This is a genomic window from Mucilaginibacter sabulilitoris (genome assembly GCF_034262375.1).
GTDB classification, from domain to species: domain Bacteria; phylum Bacteroidota; class Bacteroidia; order Sphingobacteriales; family Sphingobacteriaceae; genus Mucilaginibacter; species Mucilaginibacter sabulilitoris.
The window spans coordinates 5,227,019-5,246,414 of record NZ_CP139558.1; the positions used below are offsets into that span (position 1 = coordinate 5,227,019).

A 19,396-nucleotide genomic window follows, 5' to 3' on the forward strand; every position below is an offset into this window, starting at 1 on the left:
CAACGCGCACAGTTGCTTTCACTTTTCCCTTCGGCGGTACTAACCGCATCAGGTTCAAAGGGTATTATCTCAGTCCATTAAAGGACACCCCTAAAGTTGCTGTAAACCTAAGTAAAAGTTTTTTAAACCGGCAAGTCTTTTTGAATTTTAATTAAACCAACCAGTTTTCATCACATTCAATTTATCACATTGGCATGCTTAAAACTGAAATATTGGATAAACTTTTTAAATCGCTTTTCTGATTTGATGAATTGCTTGAGCAGGGTTAACTGATTTTGCGCCCTGATCATGTTTTGCTGTTTATAGGTGGTATGGTAATAAACATCGCCATTTAAAAAATCTGTCAGGAACCTGATGGCCTGCATGTAGATCATGTACTTGCCCGAAAAGGTGAAGTACTCTTTTTCGGCGGTTGTAAGCGCCGTACCCATTGCCGAAAGGTAGCCCTTGTAAATGGCGTAAAAACATTCCTCATTGATCTCTATCCGGCTAAAATCACGCTCTTCCTCATTGGCCGGGGAAAGGTATGTGCGTAGCATATCGCCTACATCGCTCAGGTAATAGCCGGGCATTACGGTATCCAGATCAATTACACACAGGCCGTTATGGTCTTTATCGAACAATACATTACTGATCTTGGTATCATGATGGATAACACGCAGCGGCAATTTATGATGTTCCAATAACTGCTGATAGACAAAAAGTATGTCCTGGTGTTTATAAACTTCCTTTATAGCATCGTCGGCTATTAGTAACCTGTTGCTATTGGTAGTGCTGCAAGCCTCTTTGAACTGATCAAACCGAAGTTGCAGATCATGAAATTGTGGCAGTGTATAATGTAAATTTTCAAGGTTAAAATCCTTCAACAAATATGTAAATTTTCCAAACTGCTGAGCTGCCTCAAAAGCCTCTTTCTGATTTTTGATCTCGGTAATGGTTACAGAGTTTTCAATAAAAGGGAAAAGCCTGTAATACCCACCATCGCTTGCTTTTACCATGTACCCGCCTGATACCGCCTTAACCGGGCCTACGAAAAGATAACTGGGTTCTGTTTGTTTTAAATAAGTTTGCAGCATGGCCACATTTTGGGCAATTGCTTCCGGGTTATTAAAAACACCGGTATTAATATGCTGAAGAATATAGTTTTCGGCACCGCACACCTTCCAGGTATGATTGATCAGTCCCGAACCAAATTCCGTAATTTTATAGTCATTTACATGGAGCCCATATAGTTCAAGGATCTGATCAAGCATAATAAAGGTCAAATAGTTATACCAAACGTACTTAATTGGTCGGCAAAAACCCTGCGCAAACGTTTGTGCTTTTTTTGAGGGGCTGTAAGCCCGGCCTTTTTCGCCTGCAATAACTATTTCATATAATACTATCGCTTATTTTCATAAATAAAAATCGGCGAACGATTTACGCAATAATTGATTGGCTGGAAGCGATTTACGCTTTTAAGCTCATAATTCAGTCATTATCATTACGGCGTCTGGCTTAAAACAACATATATCAAACGTTTGCGCGATAATTTTAATAATTAAAACAACATTTTTTTAAATACGATCAATAACTTCACTTCTGAAAAACACACTTGTAAACAAGCAAACCACACATAAACAATTCACATTATACTTAGCATAAATGGACAGAAGAACATTCGTAAAAAGCAGCGCAATTGCAGCGGCAGGGTTTACCATATTGCCATCGGGCAGTTTATTTGCAAATGTAACCGGTAAAGCACGACTTGGTTACATTGGCGTTGGCGCACGCGGGATGAGCCACATCGCCGAAGGCGCACTGCGCGATGATGTAGAAATTGTAGCAATATGTGACACTCAGGAACATTCGCTAAATATTTGCCGTGAGTTTCTGGCCAAAAAAGGCAGACCTGCTGCTAAAGAATATACCGGTAGCGCCGACGCTTATAAAAAACTGCTTGAACGGAATGATATTGACGCCGTAATTATTGCAACACCATGGCAATTCCATTACGAGCAGTCCATTGATGGCATGAAAGCCGGCAAATATGTGGGTTGCGAAGTTATAGCAGGCTTAACTGTTGATGAGCATTGGGATATTGTTAAAACATCTGAAAAAACCGGCATACCTTATATGACCCTCGAAAATGTATGTTATCGCAGGGATGTTATGGCTGCACTGAACATGGTCAGGCAGGGCTTGTTTGGCGAACTGATACACCTGGAAGGTGGTTATCAGCATAACCTGCGCGATGTTTTATTTAACGATGGCAAAGGTAAATATGGTGGCAAAGGTGTGGAATTTGGGCCAAAGGCTTTAAGCGAAGCACAATGGCGTACCCAGTTCAATATTGACCGTGACGGAGACCTTTACCCTACCCATGGCGCTGGCCCTGTAATGAACTATATTGATATTAACCATGGCAACCGTTTTACCAGCCTGGTTTCGTTCAGTTCAAAGGCACGCGGTCTTTCAACTTATATAGAAGAACTTGCTCCCGGTCACCCGAATGCTAAGATCAATTACAAAAATGGCGATGTAACTACCACTATGATCAATTGTGCCAATGGCGAAACTGTTATGTTATCGCACGATACGCATTTGCCCCGCCCTTACTCGCTTGGCTTTCGGGTTCAGGGTACGAAAGGTGTTTGGATGGACGTAAATCAATCAGTATATATTGAGCATCAAGCCAAAAAGGACGATGTTTGGGACCCGGCGAAGGAATGGTTTGAAAAGTATGACCACCCACTATGGAAAAAGCACGATGCCGAGGCAGCCGGCGCCGGTCATGGCGGTATGGACTGGTTTGTGTTTAATGCCTTTGTAGAGGCTGTTAAACAAAAGAAACAAACCCCAATTGATGTTTACGACTCAGTAACTATGAGTGTAATAGCCCCGCTATCTACGCAATCTGTTAAAGAAGGTAATAAAACACTGGAGTTCCCCGATTTTACAAAAGGGAAATGGCAAAACCGAAAAAGCACTTTTGCTTTGGACGATAGTGGGTTTTAGACCTCATCCAACCCTCTCCAAAGGAGAGGGCTTTAAAATATTTTTTTCAAGTCTCCCCCACTGGAGGAGATTTAGAGGTGGTTAATCAACCGGCAACCCATCTTCAAAGCCCGACTGATCACCATCGCCGGTACTCTTTTCTGTATCCAGGTTCCAGGCCGAAGTTAGGAAATAAGGAGTGTTGTTCATCGCGTCCTTATTACTGTAAGTACATTTAATTATCCTCGTTTCGCCCGGAGCGAGGGATATATAATTATCGCTGAATATTACCGGTAGTATATCATCCCCTTCTTTGCCTTTTAAGGCCCTCAGGTGAACAAAAAACGCTACCGATTTGCCGGTGTTGGTAATGGTAACTTCATGGGTGGTGCTATCACTGCCCGCGCTACCTTGTATATGGCTAAGTTTTAATGCAGTTTTAGGTATTTGCTGCAACGCGGTATAATCTGTGTAAGCAGACTCTGGGGTGGTGAACCATGTTGATTTCTTCCAGTTCAGTACCTCTGCTTTTTGGGATAACCAGTACCAATTAATGCTTTGTACATTACCAGCGTTATCGGTAAGCTGTAACCTCACAAAATAAGTTGGCGATAATCCGGTTACGGCTGGTATGGCAAAAAACATTTTGGAGGCATCAGCGTCGACAGCAGCGGGTGCAGTTTTGGTGTATTTTATTGATCCATCTATATTATAAACCGTAGCTTTTACCTGTAAGCCGGTAAACTTTTTAGCATATGAATTAATAATACCTACCTCCTTTGTTTTGTACGAATACATCACATGCAATGGCTCCATCGATTTTTTCATGCCGAAATAGGTACCTGCAGGGTACAGGTAATAATCATAAGTATGCCAGATGATGCCCGGCCAGGGGTTGCTCAACATCCACTGCACAACACCGGTAGCGGTATCGTATTTTTTTAATCCGTAAGCTTCCATCATAGCCCGATGGGCCTCATAGTTTTGCGCCTGTGCCTTGGCTATATAATTTTTAATAGTTGCTGATGCCCCGTAGCGTTCCGTTAATGCCTTGTCAAATACTTTTGTTGTACCGAACGAGCCCGTACCGCAATGGTATAACCAAGCTGCTGAAGACGTTGATAGCGAATCTTTTGGAATAAATTTGATCAGGCTTTCATAAGGAGGAATAGACGGGCCCGGCGATATTTCCGTAGCGAAACTCCAGGTGCCGCCAAATTTATGGGTACTGTCAGATTCCCAATAAATAGGTGGCACCCACTCATAAGGACCGGCCATTTTTACACCGCTATAGCCCGAAACTTTCGACTTGCCTTCATTAGCAGTTGCAATTACGGGATTTGGCCATTTCAGGGCTTTTTCAATCTTCAGATAATCGCGCTCAACAGAAGTATCGGTTGGTGGCATATCGCTGCCGTTAAGCCACACCAATAAGCTGGCTTTATTGCGCAGCCAGTACATTACGCTGCTGTCTGATGCCATGGCGACTTTACGCTCTGCTGCGTCCCAATGCTCGGGATGCTGCCATACGCCGCAGCACATCCAACCAGTCATTACCAGCATGCCGTATTTATCGCACAGGTCGTAAAAGTTATCATCCTCCATTTTACCTTCCGAACGGATGATGTTCATGTTCATATCACGCACCAGCTTCACTTCCTGCTCCTGTCTTTCGGGCGAACGGCGCTGAAAAATATCTGGTGACCATGCCGCTCCGCGGATCATGATCTGTTTGCCGTTCACCATAAACACTCTCGATTCGTTATTTAAAAGTTTGGAATCCATTTGTTTGATACCAAATTTCTCCCACAACGTATTGCCCACTTTGCCATCAACCTCAGCCGATAGGTCTACCCTATTCAATTCGGGCTTGCCGTACTGCCAGGGCCACCAAATACGCGGATTCTGTATATTTAGTTGCTTAAAAGCCTCGGACGTAAAGGTTATATTTTTTGATTCCTTAGGCATTAAATGTACTTTTTGTTCAAAGGCTACATCATTATTAATATGTCCTTTAATTACAGCATCCTGGGCGGTATTGGTATAGTTGGTCACTTGCGCATCTACCGTTAAATGGGCTACGGCTAATGATGGCAGATCAAATTTGGTGGTAACCAGTGGGTACTGCACTCCTACTTTGTCATAGGTTTTTAATTCAATATTATTTACTATCCCGCCGTTATAATCGGGCGGATAAGGTATCCAGTCGGCATAGTCAATTGCTAAGTCGCCTCTTGATTTGTTAGGCGTAAATGGTCTTACCACCTCCAGCGCAAGTACATTATTGCCAGTGTAATTGATGTGGTTGGTTACATCTAACTGAATGATCCTGAAAGGGCCTTTTATCCGGGTTGAATCGGCTATTTTTATGCCGTTGAGCCATACATTAGCTTTGTAATTAATACCATGCAAACGCAGTATCACATTTTTACCATTTTCTGCCGCAGGCAAGGTAAACTCACGCCTAAACCACCAGGGTTTGTCTAATTTGGCGTCTTTTAGTTTCATCAGGTTTCGCCCCATAAAAGGGTCAAAATCATATATCTTATTGGCCAGTAAGCCGGCAATTATAGTTGTGGGCACGCTTACCTTGTACCAGCTTTGGGTATCGTAATTTTCTTTTGAAATTTTATCGGCCGGTGCCGCATCGGTTACGGCCGACTGCATTTTCCAGTCATCCTTTAAGATCAATTGAAAATTTTCCTGCCTTGACTGCGAAAACGCCTGGCAAAAAGTAAAGGGTAAAATGAGCGTAAATATGAGCTTTTTCATGCTATAGCTATTTTATTGTTGACTATCATAATATAAGGCCGCGGCCCCTATAATGCCGCTATTCTGCAATTCCGACACTTCTACCTTTATACGTTCGGCAGTTTTTGTGTAGGCAAAGGTTTTGATCTCCTGCCACATGGTTTGCTCAAAAAATTGATACGCCTGCCTGACTGAGCCCCCCAGTACAATCAATTGCGGATCATAAGCATACATCACCTGTTTTATGGCATTACCTATGTGCTTGCCCAACTCTTTATAAAGTTCTAAAGCCTTTGCATCGCCTTTTTGAGCATCCTCAAATACCTGCACCCCATCTAATCCATACACATTAGTAAAAAACGAGCCACTGCTATAATACTCCAATATATTATCCCGGTACGGAAATAACCCAAACTCTCCCGCACCGCAGTTAGATCCGGCATACAGATGTTTGTTTATCATGATACCTGCTCCTAAACCGGTTCCCAGCGTTAACCCCACCATCGAATCGACATTATGGCCCTTGCCAAAATAAAACTCGCCTACGGCGAAGCAATTGGCATCATTATTCACATAAACGGGTATGTGGTAACGGGCTTCCATTAATTGTTTTAGGTGCACTTCTTTCCATGATGGTATATATTGTACATCATAAACAATCCCTTCGGCTACATCAACCACACTGGGTACGCCAATGCCAATAGCCGCAACGTTATTTACCTTCAATAAGGCATCAACCACTTTATAAATATCATTTAACACTTCTTCTACAGAGCCGTCACTCTTTATTTTTTGCGATACGATAGCTGACAGCGAACTGCCTTCAACAATCGCCCCGCGTATGTTTGTAGCACCCAGGTCAATCCCTATAACTTTAGTATTATTCATTAGCCGTTTTCTTTTTTATATCGATAGTTTTATTAGTGATAAGCGGTTTGGCCCAAAAGCCTACGCTTAGGATATAGCCCAGGGTAATGTACAAAAAGAACATACCCGCCCTTAAACCAAATGCATCGCCCAGCAGGCCGATAACAGGAGGTATTAAAGCGCCTCCGATAATAGCCGTAACCAACAGCCCCGCGAAAGAACCGTGATCTTTGCTGACAGAATTAAGCGCAAGCGAAAAGATGATCGGATACATTACCGAAGCAAAAAAACCAACCAGCGGGAACGCGATCAAAGCCACATTTGTTGGCCCAAACAGAGCCGCTGTTAGACAAATCAAAGCCAATATGGTGAAACCGATAAGCACTTTACGACTGTCCATTACCTTTAATAAAAACAATCCAAGGATACCTCCCGCAGTCATCAACCCCCAGAAATAAGCCACGGTATCAGCCCCTTTGGTTTGCGGATCGAGGCCATGGTAAGTATTTAAAAACTGAGATATCCAGTTGGCAATGCCTTGCTCGGTACCTACATAGCAAAACATAGCCACCAAAAACAGGATAACTATGGGTTGTTTAAACAAGGCAAAGTGCGTTTGTAAAGAGCCTACTTGCTCATCTTCCTTCAACTCAACCTTAGGGAATTTGGTAAACGCCAACAAGATGACCATGGCAAGACAAATAACCACGAAAAGCCAGTAAAGTGAGATCCAGGGTAAATTTTCGGGGACTAACGAATGCAGCAGCCCCATAATGCCCCCGTGATTATCTTCTTTTAATGCCTTAACCATATAAGAGTACACAAGCGGACTAAGGAAAGACGCTAAACCGAATATAAGCTGGGCAAGTACCGAGGTAAAAGCGTAATTCTCTTCGCCGCCGGATGTTCTTAGCAGTGGATTGATCACCACCTGTAGCATAGCCATTCCGCAGCCGATCAGGAATAAGGATACTATGGCGCTTAAATAATTTGGAACCGTAGCCAACAGCAGCGAGCCTAAAAAAGCCACTATAAATGCAGCCACCATTATTTTCTTCTCCTTAAAAGTTTCGAGCATAATGGCCGATGGAACCGACATAACACCATACGCTATGAAGAACGCCAGCGGGAGCACGCCCGCCATCGTATAGCTCAACTTAAATACTTTAATAATATCTGGTATTAAAGGACCTATTACATTGGTTAAAAACGAGATAACAAAAAAGATCAGCATGATCAATGCTACAATGTAGTAGTTACGTTTCATTGGTTATAAATAATGGTTTACAATTTTGATTGCGTTAATATCCGCAATTATTCTTTTAAAGATGCAACTTATTTAATTTGTTACAATTACTTTTTAAAAAAATTTAAAAACTAAATTAATTGTATATGGATGATGGGCAAGCAGGAGAAATCGCATCAATCCTAACAAATATACGCTATGCAAAATTAGATTGTCTTATTTTATAAAGCCAGGTTTTACAAATGGAAGAGACATTATCAAGGGTTGTTTTTTACCTTGAGCAATATTTTGCTGATCTTAGAATACAGCTTCAAAAACTAATCATTTACTGTGGATATTAAACAAATCATTAATCAGATCTATGTGATACCGGAAAAATCGGCGTTAAAACTCGAGCAGTCTATAGAGCAAATCAGTTTGCCAAAAGGGCGTATCCTTTTTGAAACCCAGAAAACCGGCAAAAGCGTTTATTTTATTAAAAAAGGCATAGTAAGAGCATATTTGTTTCAATATGATAACGAGGTGACCTTTTGGTTTGGTAAAGAAGGTGACACTGTTATTTCGATGCGGAGCTATGTTGAAAACAAGCCAGGATATGAAAATATTGAACTTCTGGAAGATTGTATACTGTATCATATCAAAACACGCGATCTGAAAAAGCTTTTTGATGAAGATATACATATCGCTAACTGGGGCAGAAGATTTGCCGAGATAGAATTGATCAAAGTTGAAGAAAGATTAATTTCCCGGCAGTTCAGTATGGCTGCCGATAGATATAAGGCACTCCTGGAAAACAATCCCGACCTGATCAAAAGGGTACAACTTTGCCACATAGCATCTTATCTTGGCATTACACAGGTAAGTTTGAGCCGGATAAGATCAGAGATCAGATAATTTCATTATTTATCCTATGTTAATTTTCAGGTTGATGCCCATCACGACCTTTACAAAAAAATAACATATTATGAATTGGATCTTATTAATAATTGCGGGCCTTTGCGAAGTGGCATTCGCATCATGTTTAAGTAAAGCAAAGGAAGTGACCGGATTTGAAGCTTACCTATGGTACGGCGGTTTTTTTATAACCATGACCCTGAGTATGGTATTATTAATAAAAGTTGTGCAAACCATGCCTATAGGAACCGCGTATGCTGTTTGGACCGGTATAGGCGCGGTAGGCACCGTATTGGCGGGAATATTAATATTTAAAGACCCGGCCACTTTTTGGCGCCTGTTTTTCCTGAGTACTTTAGTAATATCTATCGTTGGGCTTAAATTTGTTGCAGAATAAGGGTATCGTATTGCTTCGAGGAAAAAAATAAAGCCGGCGTCAACCTTATGGTAACCGGCTTTATTTTTATAGGCAAAACCGCTATTGATTTATCCTGAACGATTCTGTAGCGGTTATAGTAGTATGTGTGCAGGTCATGGCTTGGGTTCCGCCCTCGCTTGAAATGTATTTTCCATTGTTCCCCTTAAACGAAATAGTTCCGTTTGCATTGAAAACCCAGTCAAATTGTTCCCACGGGCCAATGGAGGCTCGGTTACAGTTAATGGCCTGCGTTCCGTTTTCTGAGGATACATATTTACCGGAATTTAGCAAAGCTACTTTTCCGCCTCCTGCATTAACAACAGTAAACTGCTCCCATCCCTGTGCTGCCGGGCGATTACAGTTCATGGCCTGGGTACCATTTTCAGAACTTACATATTGGTTATTTGAACCTTTTATGGTAACCGTTTGTCCGAAGGGGACTGTGCCGGTACCCCCTGCTACCGGCTGGGTTGGCCGTATTGCGGTAAGGCCAATTTGCCCTTTGAGCATTTTACCCCCATCGCCGGTTAAGCGAAGGTAATAATCGGCCGAACATACTGTACCATCTTCATCCAGTGATAAAAAATTAGAACCAGCCGGAACAAATGATGAGTTTTCTGATGTTTTAGCAATCTGGTTCCCCTCATTGTATTCATCAAACATCGATATATAAAGTCCCTGGGCACCGCCCCTGATCAGGTTATAAAACTGGGTCCACATTAAATCGCCGTGTGCCCTTTGCCGCAATTGCAGATCACCTGGCAACACGCAAGGCTGATAATCAATACCATTGGTATTACAATAAGCCTGGTCACCAACCTGATGGTCGTTATAAAAATTATTAGCCTCGGTTACATTGGCTATTTTGCCGATCATCCATGGTGATATCATATTCAGCGCATTACAGGTTGGTAAAAAATTGGGCTGTATATCAATTGCGTTGGTATCGCGCCATGAGGCCGGTACTCCACCTATTACATAACAACCCTGGCCTTTAAACCAATTGATCACATCTAAACAAACAGCTGAAGAAAATGGATGGTTAGCGTCCTTAAAACCCAGTCCCCAGATACATACTACCGGTTTCCCATTTTGTTTGGCATAGGCTGATGATGAAGTATATGCCGACATTTTATTAGTCCAATCAGTTTTGATCTCCGATTGCATATTCGTCCATCCGGTTATATCATACATGATATAAAATTTACGGCCACTGGCCTCGGCTGCGGTTTTTACCTTAGCGGTTATCGCGTCACGCACAGGTCCTTCCCCACCAGTAGGGTTAAAGCGTTGCAGGGCGGCACAGTCTATATTGTTTTGCTGCATCCACTGAAACTGTACATTTACAGTTTGATCATTAAAAGATGAGAATAATTTTGCCGGACTTCCATTATTCAAATTAGCAAAACCCGTTTGATACGAACTGGTATACTCACGCATATCAGGCCATGATTTGATGCCTATATTATTTGTTGATGGTGCCTGGCTTGCATTCGGCGCCCAATGCCACCAAATGTTAATTGGCGAACCATCGCCAATGGCAGCAAACCAGCCCTGGTAGCCCACCGTTATCTTCCCCACCACATCACCTACCGGCGAGGAGAATGTTTTTTTACTTTTCCCATCAGGGGCGATTGATGAATTGCTTTTAAGATCCTTTTTTGAGCAGCTGCTTATTATAGCCAATAAGGATAATAAAAATATGGCTTTAATATTTTTCAGATTCATAATTTAAATGTTTAATAATTGGTTTGATGTTGGTTAATACTCAAGAATAGGCGCATTTAACCCTAAGGGGGTACAAAAACATAAATTTTCATAGATATTACAGTCAATAAGTCCGGAAGCTTTGAGGATAAAGCCACTCAGTTACAATTGGTTATTACTATAAATTAAGCGCCCCGCTATTAAAAAAACCTTAATAAATACTTAATTAATAGGTATCATTTCAATTTATAATTAATACGGATGCAGTAAAAAGAAAAAGCCCGAACTCTAATGAGTCCGGGCTATGATTATCATTGTATTGATGGGTCTATCTACTGGCGCAAGTCCTATGAGCTTACCTCCATCCACCGCCGAGGGCGCGGTAAAGGTTCACAATGGCTTGTAGTTCCTGTAGTTTGTCGCTTACGCCGCTTAGCTGGGCGGCCAGCAGGGTTTGTTCAGAGGTGAGTACATCGGTATAGTTGGTTGCCGAGCTGTATCGTAATAATTCCTGAGTATAGTCAACAGATTTTTGCAGGGCTATGATCTGCTTGCTGCGCGCATCTTGCTTCTCTACAGCTGTTTCATGCGCATATAGGGCGTTTGAAACTTCCTGCCCGGCCACAAGTAAAGTTTTTTGAAAACTGTTTAATGCTTCCTGTTGCTGGGCTTGCGCGGTATGCAATCGAGCTTTATTTATTCCCTGGTTAAAAATGGGTTGTGTTAACCCAGCTGCAGCGTTATAGAATATAGATTTATTGAAAAAATCTTTTAAACTTAGGGTAGATAATCCGCCCGAAGCCGTTATGGTAAACGATGGATAGAAATAAGTACGCGCTAAATTGGTATTCTCAAACGCGGCCCTGAAAGCAAGCTCACTTTGCTGTACATCCGGTCGGTTAGTTAGCAGCTGCGTTGGTATCCCGGTTTGCAGTTCAATTACTACCTTTTGATCTGTGAGGGTACTACGTGTTATTGGGCCGGGCGGTCTTGAAAGCAAAATATCTAAAGCATTTTCTGTTTCACGGATACTTCTCTTAATATCCGGTATCGATACCTCGGCAGCATAACGGTTGGCTTCGCTTTGTACCACGGCGGCACCATTCACAACAGCTCCAGCTTTCAACTCTTTCATGGTTTCCACATCCTGGATGCGGTTTTTCAAAGTTTGCTGTGTTATTTCCAGTTGCTTATCGAGGGCCAGCAAGCTAAAATAATTATTTGCAATATCAGCTATCAGTTGGGTTTGAACAGCCCGTTTAGCGGCATCGCTTTGCAAAAAGCTTGCAAGGGCAGCCCGTTTGGTACTGCTTAGTTTACCCCATACGTCGGCCTCCCAGGAAGTACTTAAGCCGGCTTGATAAGTGGTAGTTAAGGTGTTGATATTAATGCCCGGAGGAAAATTTAAACCTGCCTGAGATTGTTTTGACCGTTGCACACTTGCATTACCACTTAAACTTGGAAAAAAGCCTGCCTTACTTTGCTGCAAAGCAGCCTGTGCTTCCAGAATTTTTTGTACAGCGGTTTTAAGGTCGAGGTTATTGCTTAAACCTTCCTGTATCAATGATTTTAAAATGGTATCGGCAAACAGGCTTTGCCATGGCACAGAAGCCATTGTGGCGGTATCTGTTGATTGCTGGTCGCGGTACAGGCCATTGGTATTTACATCCGGCCGCTTATAGCTTTTGGTTATCCGGCAGGAAAATAACGCCGCCGAAAGCAAGGTCAATAAAAATATATACTTTAAACAATTTCTGTTCATAACTGATCTTTTTAACCGACGATTAATGGGCCTTTTCTATTTCAATTGCATCATCGTCATCTTCTTCATCATGCTTTCGCTTCCCGCTTACTTTTTCCTGCAGGTGCTGAAAAATAATAAACAATATAGGGATCACAAATACACCGAACACTGTACCTACAAACATGCCTCCTACCGCGCCGGTACCTATAGACCGGTTGCCATTGGCTCCCGCCCCGCTCGAAACCATCAGCGGCATAATACCGAATATAAAGGCAAAGGAGGTCATCAGGATGGGGCGTAAACGAGCCTCTGCACCTGCTATGGCGGCTGGTATCAGGTCCATGCCCGATCTTCTTCTTTCCAGCGCAAACTCTACTATCAGGATAGCGTTCTTGGCCAGCAAACCGATGAGCATGATGAGTGATATCTGTAAATAAATATTACTATCGATACCAAAGATCTTTGCAAATAGGTAAGTACCTGCCAGACCTACGGGCAATGAGAACAATACAGCGAACGGCAGTATATAGCTTTCATACTGCGCACTTAGCAAAAAGTATACAAACACCAGGCAAAGCATAAATATGTAGGCCGACTGTGTACCTGTGCTTAATTCCTCACGTGTAATACCCGAAAACTCGTAGCCATAACCTGCAGGTAAGCTCTCCAAAGCGGTTTCCTGTATCGCTTTAATAGCATCGCCTGTACTGTAACCCGGATTAGGCTGTCCTGATACCGAAATAGCCGTAAACAAGTTGAAACGAGATATAGATTCCGGACCAAACACCCTTTTCAGCGAGATAAACGACGAAATAGGTGCCATAGTACCGGCACTGTTACGCACAAATATTTTGCTTAAGCCAGTTTCGTTGGCGCGGTAATCATAATCGGCCTGCACCATTACACGGTATTGTTTACCAAATTGGTTAAAGTTGGAGGCATACAGGCCACCATAATACCCTTGCAAGGTATTCAATACCGAATTTACAGTCACACCAGCCTCCTTACATTTGGCTACATTGATATCAACCTGAAACTGCGGAAAATTGGGATTGAACGACGAGTTCAAGTTTTGAATTTCACGACGTTTGCCCAGTGCGGCTATAAAATCGTTACTTACCTTATACAGTTCATTCACGGTATGGCCGCCTTTATCCTGCAGTTGAAATTCAAAACCGTCGGCGTTGCCAAATCCCTGCAATGTAGGTGGCGAAAAATAAAACACGGTAGCTTCCCGCAGCCCACTGGTTTTGCCGTAGAGCTGCCCGATAATACTTTCCTGGCTATCGTTTTTATCTTTACGGTGTTCCCAGGTTTTCAGCTTCATGATCACCATGGCATAAGCACTGCCCGACCCCGCTATGAAGTTAAAGCCTACCAGTTTAAGCGTGCTTTCTACTGCCGGGAAGGTATGGCCTATACTATCTATTTTGTTGGCAAAGGCATCGGTACGCTCCATTGACGATGCCGGCGGCAGGCTAATAGCAGCAAACACAACACCCTGGTCTTCGTTAGGTACAAAGCTGGATGGCGTGGTTTTCACCAGGTAAACCAGCGTAGCGGCGAAGATCACTACAGCCATAACTGCAATCCATTTTTTATGGGCCAAAAAGTTTACCGATTTTTTATACTTGCCGCTTACCGCCTCAAACGATGCGTTGAAGATGGTGTAAAACCGGTTAATAAAACCATGCTTGGGTTCCCCCTTTTTATGTGGTTTTAAAAACAGCGCACATAAAGCGGGACTGAGGGTTAACGCATTTACCGCTGAAAGCAAAATGGCTACTGCCAGCGTTATACCAAACTGCTTATAAAATACACCGGTAGAACCCGATATAAACGTTACCGGCAAAAACACTGCCGACATAACCAGCGTAATGGAAACAATAGCTCCCGATATTTCGCTCATGGCATCAATAGAGGCCCGGCGTGCAGATTTATAACCCTGATCGAGCTTGGCGTGCACCGCCTCGACGACGACAATGGCATCATCAACCACAATACCTATGGCCAGTACCAGCGCAAAGAGTGTAAGCAGGTTTATGGTAAAACCAAACAGGTTCAGGAAAAAGAAAGTACCAACAATAGCTACCGGTACCGCAATTGCGGGGATTAGTGTCGATCTGAAATCTTGCAGGAAGACAAATACCACAATAAACACGAGTATAAAGGCTTCAACCAATGTGCTGATCACTTTTTCAATAGAAGCATCTAAAAGTTCATTGGCATCAACCAGGTAAGCGATCTTCATTCCCTTGGGGAAGGTTTTTGAAGCTTCGTCAAGGATCTTTTTTGATTGGTTAATAACTTCCCTGGCGTTGGAACCTGCCGTTTGACTGATGGCCACACCTACCGAGGGTAAGCCGTTGGTGATGATGTGGAAGGAATAATCGAGCGAGCCTAATTCAACGCGGGCCACATCATTTAAACGCAGCAACTGTCCGTTACCTACCGATTTAATGATCATGTTGCCAAATTCGGCCGCAGTTTGAAGCCGCCCCTTATACCTGATCACGTATTGAAAAGACTGGTTACTATTTTCGCCAAACTTACCTGGGGCTGCCTCAATGTTCTGTTCATTCAGCACATCTGTAATATCATCCGGAACCAAACCATAGCGCGACATTACATCGGGCTTCAGCCATATCCGCATAGAGTAATCCCTTGAACCAAATACCTGGGCGTCGCCCACCCCGGTAACACGCTGTATCTGGGGCACCAGGTTTATCTTGGCGTAATTTTGCAGAAATGTTTCGTCGTAAGTTCTGTTTTCACTGTATAATGAAAATATGATCAGGTTACTGCTCTGGCTTTTGGCTACCGTAACACCAGATTGTGTTACTACAAGCGGCAATAAACTGGTAGCGCGCGAAACCCTGTTCTGTACGTTTACAGCAGCAAGGTCGGGATTGGTTCCTACTTTAAAATAAACTGTTATTGACGCCGAACCATCATTACTGGCGGAAGAGGTCATGTAGGTCATGTTCTCCACGCCGTTGATCTGTTCTTCAAGTGGAATGATCACACTCTTGAGCACCACATCAGCATTGGCGCCGTTGTAAAAAGCCTGTACCTGCACCGTTGGGGGCGCGATATCAGGGTATTGAGATATAGGTACGCTAATAAGACCCAATATACCCAGTATCAGTAGTAAAACCGAGATAACAGTTGACAGTACCGGGCGTTCTATAAATTTTTTAAGCATGATAGCGCTTTTACAGGATTGATAAATTAAAGGTCAATTACTTAAGGTTACCATAAACCGATCCGGCGCTTACCGCGGTAGGTTTAATAGTGGTACTGTCCCTTAAATTAGTGGCACTTTCCAATACTATTTTATCACCGGCATGCAAACCGCCAGTTACTACATAAAATTGTCCGGCGGTATTATCCATTACCGTAATTGCAACATTTTTTATCTTATTCTTACTGTCAACCAGGTAAACAAAGCGTTTATCCTGCAACTCGTAAGTAGCGCTTTGAGGAACAAGTAAACCCGCCTTAATGGTATTTGGGATCCGCACCGTAGCACTGCTGCCACTGCGGATAAGTCCCCTGGGATTGGGAAAATCGGCTCTTACGTTGGCAGCACCGGTAGCTGTGTTAATGAGCCCGTTAACCGTTTCCACACGACCGGTATGTCCATAAGTTGTACCATCAGACAATATCAGCGATACGTTGGGGAGCTTACTCAATTTCGCCTTGAAAGTGCTTGTGCCCGTGCTGTCTTTACTAAAGTCAAGCAATTGCTTTTCGTTCATTGCAAAGTAGGCGTAAATATTGGAGGTATTATAAACCGTAGTTAAGGGATCAGTAGTGCTGCTGGTTACCAAACTGCCTAATTTATATGGCAGTGAGCCAATAACGCCATTTACCGGGCTGGTAATGGTGGTATAACCCAAGTTAACCTTTGCATTTACTAAACTTGCTTTGGCTTGTGCCAAGGCAGCCGCTTTTGATTGCTCGGTATACTCGGCTGATTCCAGTTCATAATGGCTGATAATATCTTTTTCAACAAGCGGTTTAACTTTATTCAGCTGCATCTTAGCCAGGCTCAAATCGGCCTCGGCTGTTTTAATGCCGGCCTGTGCGGTGCGTACCTCCTGTTCATATTGCGGTGCGTTTATTTTAAAAAGCAGCTGACCTTTTTTTACTATCGAGCCTTCATCAACATATATCTTTTCAACATAACCATCAACTTTGGGCCTGATCTCAATGTTTTGCTGCCCCTGTATACTGGCAGGATAATCAACATTTAAAGTGGCCTGCCGTGGTTGCAAGGTAAGTACTTTATAATCTAATATCTGTTCGCCCTGACCGCCGGCGCCTTGTTTTTTGCTGTCTCCGCAGGAAGCTAAAATGCCCGCCGATAAAACGGTAGTGAAAACCAACGCTACGTTTTTGGACAAAGTTATTTTATTGTTTTTACAGGATCTTTTGAAGAACATCATAGGTAATATAATCGTGAAAAATTTAGGGCAAAACAATATCAGCCGCTAAATACGGTATAATTTTTAGTTAGATGGCTGAAAGGTAGTAATGTTACAGCCTATATTCCAAATATATAGAATTATAAAAATGAAGAATTTTATTGATGCAGCATCAGGAATGACATTATTTTTTGGTGCAGATCATTCGCATCAAAAGGTTTAGCTATAAAATCATTCATGCCAAAATGAATACATTTTTCCATTACTTCGCGAGTGGCATGTGCTGTTATCGCAATAATTGGGATGGCGCTTTTTTCATCGCCCCAGTTTCTGATGGCCTCAGTTGCTTCATATCCATTTAATTCGGGCATATCCAGATCCATCAATATAATATCATAACTATTTTTACTTAGCATTGCCAGGGCAATCTTGCCATTGTCGGCTACATGCACCTGATAGCCTCGTTTTTCCAGAACTTTAATAATGAGCAACTGATTTAAATGATTATCCTCGGCAACCAATATCCGGGCGTTTTTAACTTCATCTTTCATGATGTCGTTATCAATAGCAACCGTGGCTGGTTCATATTGGTTATCTGGCATCGTTCCGCATTTATAAAAAGGCAATAAAAACCTAAAATCAGAGCCGTCGGGTGTGCTCGATTTTATAAATATATCCCCGCCATGCAAATCAACCAGATGCTTGGCCATGCTTAACCCCAGACCTATACCGCCAAGCTCATGGTTTTGGCGTACCTGATCAAGGCTTTCAAATATTTTACCCTGCTTTTCGGCAGGGACACCAACACCTGTATCCTGAACGCTAAATCCTAACCATACAATATCTTCGGTATCATCAATAATATATACTTCAATAAAAACAGACCCTACCAGTGTATATTTTATAGCATTGGAGATAAGGTTCAACAAAATGTGGCTTAAACGCATTTCATCGCCCAAAACCTGCTGCGGAACATCTTTATGAATATAATGATGTATATGCAGCGCCTTTTTATTTACCAGAGGGGTTAGCATATTCATGGCATTGTAAACAATGTCGCGAATATTAATTGACTTCCGTTCCAGTTGAACATTACCTGCTTCTATTTTTGAAATATCAAGTATGTTATTTATCAGGCTTTTCAAAAATTCACCCGATTTAATAATAGCCTTGATATATTCATTCTGCTCGTTGTTCATTTCCGATTCCTGAAGCAAAACTGCAAAGCCCACAATGGCATTCATTGGCGTTAAAATTTCATGGCTCATATTGGCGATAAACACCTGTTTAATTTTTTCAGATGCCTCGGCCCTGTCGTTCAGCCTTCGCTCCTTGATCCTCGAATCTTTTAAATCAGAGATGGTATGTTCCAGTTTATCGGTCATTTGGTTAAAGGCCACGGCTAAAACACCAATCTCATCACGCGAGTATACCTTTACCCGGGTATCAAATAATTCTTTCGATACTTTTTCAGCTCCGGTTATGATTTCTTTTAAACCTTTTTGAATGCCCTGGCTTATGGAAATGGCAATAAGTATCCCCGTAAATTCTACCGTAATTGCCAGCCCAATCAATATTCCGAGCACAAGATTTTCAAACCATCGCGAGCCTTCGCCCAGACTATAAGAAAATCCATCCTCCATTGGGGTGATGGCTTTATCTATGCCCGTTATATAACTAAGAAATTGATGTGTTTCGGCTGTAGTTATTGTTCTTGAAATTATCCCTTTGTGCAAACGCTCACTGATGGGTAACAGCTTCATTAATATGCTTTCGGCCTTTTTCCAGTAAAATATGGTCTGTTTTAAATACTTTACCTCGCTAAAACGAAGCATTAATTTAATCATGCCATCAATATCATCAGGATGGTTGCGACCGGCTAAAAACCCTTTGCGGGCCATTTCATAATCGGGAGGTGTTTTTTCGAGAGCGGCCCTTGCCAAACCATCGCCCATAGGTACCTGCAAAAAGTTCCGAAAGGCTTCATAATCCTTTTCGTCATGCGAGTATGCATAAATGCGCAAATGAGCCAATGCATCTTTTTGTGCTTTTGACCAAAGCCCCTCACCGCCAACATAAGAGCGTACTGCCGACAGTGTTTTTATAGCAAAACTAAGTGTAAACAATTCCACTATTATCAAAAAAGCCATGATACCTATGGTAAAGTAAAGCTTCTTTGCAATTGGAACATTCTTAAACCATTTTACTAAAAAAAAAGACTGCATGACACGGGTTAAACTATTGTTTATTTTAACTTCTAAAAATAATTTAAACAGCTATTTTATTTTTGTTCATAAATTGATATAAATTTCAGCTTATTCACCATAAACAGCTTCATTTTTATTGTTCATTTTATTATTAAA

At 42.2% G+C, this 19,396-nt stretch carries 12 protein-coding genes and 1 riboswitch; of the genes, 3 read left to right on the plus strand and 9 right to left on the minus strand.

The window, feature by feature from the left end:
• Nucleotides 1-8: 8 nt before the first annotated feature.
• A riboswitch (TPP riboswitch) is annotated at nt 9-102 on the minus strand.
• Between the two features lie 74 nt (nt 103-176).
• Nucleotides 177-1,253 (minus strand): phosphotransferase enzyme family protein, encoded by a 1,077-nt coding sequence (locus SNE25_RS22510; RefSeq protein WP_321561263.1) that lies wholly within the window; start codon nt 1,251-1,253, stop codon nt 177-179.
• Nucleotides 1,254-1,644: 391 nt separating this feature from the next.
• Here SNE25_RS22510 and SNE25_RS22515 point away from each other — a divergent pair, with 391 nt between their 5' ends.
• The gene (locus tag SNE25_RS22515; protein ID WP_321561264.1) at nt 1,645-2,997 is read left to right on the plus strand and encodes a Gfo/Idh/MocA family protein; all 1,353 of its coding nucleotides are present in this window, start codon (nt 1,645-1,647) and stop codon (nt 2,995-2,997) included.
• An 81-nt stretch (nt 2,998-3,078) separates the two neighbouring features.
• Here SNE25_RS22515 and SNE25_RS22520 read toward each other — a convergent pair whose 3' ends face one another.
• Genes SNE25_RS22520 through SNE25_RS22530 form a run of 3 tightly spaced genes read right to left on the minus strand, consistent with a single transcriptional unit; the run spans nt 3,079 to nt 7,861 of the window.
• Nucleotides 3,079-5,748 carry a glycoside hydrolase family 2 protein gene (locus SNE25_RS22520; protein WP_321561265.1) on the minus strand — a complete coding sequence of 890 codons (2,670 nt, stop codon included), beginning with the start codon at nt 5,746-5,748 and terminating at the stop codon, nt 3,079-3,081.
• Nucleotides 5,749-5,760: 12 nt separating this feature from the next.
• The gene (locus tag SNE25_RS22525) at nt 5,761-6,615 is read right to left on the minus strand and encodes an ROK family protein (protein ID WP_321561266.1); all 855 of its coding nucleotides are present in this window, start codon (nt 6,613-6,615) and stop codon (nt 5,761-5,763) included.
• A complete protein-coding gene (locus SNE25_RS22530; RefSeq protein WP_321561267.1) occupies nt 6,608-7,861 on the minus strand; it encodes a sugar MFS transporter in 1,254 nt (417 codons plus the stop codon). Before SNE25_RS22530 ends, SNE25_RS22525 begins: the two co-directional genes overlap by 8 nt.
• A 309-nt stretch (nt 7,862-8,170) precedes the next feature.
• Between SNE25_RS22530 and SNE25_RS22535 the strand changes: the two genes are divergently transcribed.
• Nucleotides 8,171-8,734: a Crp/Fnr family transcriptional regulator gene (locus SNE25_RS22535; RefSeq protein WP_321561268.1), complete on the plus strand. Its 564-nt coding sequence runs from the start codon at nt 8,171-8,173 to the stop codon at nt 8,732-8,734.
• A gap of 70 nt (nt 8,735-8,804) precedes the next feature.
• Nucleotides 8,805-9,131, plus strand: a complete 327-nt coding sequence (locus tag SNE25_RS22540) for a DMT family transporter (protein WP_321561269.1) — start codon at nt 8,805-8,807, stop codon at nt 9,129-9,131.
• A gap of 81 nt (nt 9,132-9,212) precedes the next feature.
• Here SNE25_RS22540 and SNE25_RS22545 read toward each other — a convergent pair whose 3' ends face one another.
• From SNE25_RS22545 to SNE25_RS22565, 5 genes are all read right to left on the minus strand, one after another.
• Nucleotides 9,213-10,880 carry a hypothetical protein gene (locus tag SNE25_RS22545; protein WP_321561270.1) on the minus strand — a complete coding sequence of 556 codons (1,668 nt, stop codon included), beginning with the start codon at nt 10,878-10,880 and terminating at the stop codon, nt 9,213-9,215.
• A gap of 334 nt (nt 10,881-11,214) precedes the next feature.
• The gene (locus tag SNE25_RS22550; RefSeq protein WP_321561271.1) at nt 11,215-12,621 is read right to left on the minus strand and encodes a TolC family protein; all 1,407 of its coding nucleotides are present in this window, start codon (nt 12,619-12,621) and stop codon (nt 11,215-11,217) included.
• Between the two features lie 22 nt (nt 12,622-12,643).
• A complete protein-coding gene (locus SNE25_RS22555; protein ID WP_321561272.1) occupies nt 12,644-15,808 on the minus strand; it encodes an efflux RND transporter permease subunit in 3,165 nt (1,054 codons plus the stop codon).
• 37 nt (nt 15,809-15,845) lie between these two features.
• Nucleotides 15,846-17,012 (minus strand): efflux RND transporter periplasmic adaptor subunit, encoded by a 1,167-nt coding sequence (locus SNE25_RS22560; RefSeq protein WP_321561273.1) that lies wholly within the window; start codon nt 17,010-17,012, stop codon nt 15,846-15,848.
• 179 nt (nt 17,013-17,191) lie between these two features.
• Nucleotides 17,192-19,183: a HAMP domain-containing hybrid sensor histidine kinase/response regulator gene (locus SNE25_RS22565; protein ID WP_321561274.1), complete on the minus strand. Its 1,992-nt coding sequence runs from the start codon at nt 19,181-19,183 to the stop codon at nt 17,192-17,194.
• Between the last annotated feature and the right edge of the window lie 213 nt (nt 19,184-19,396).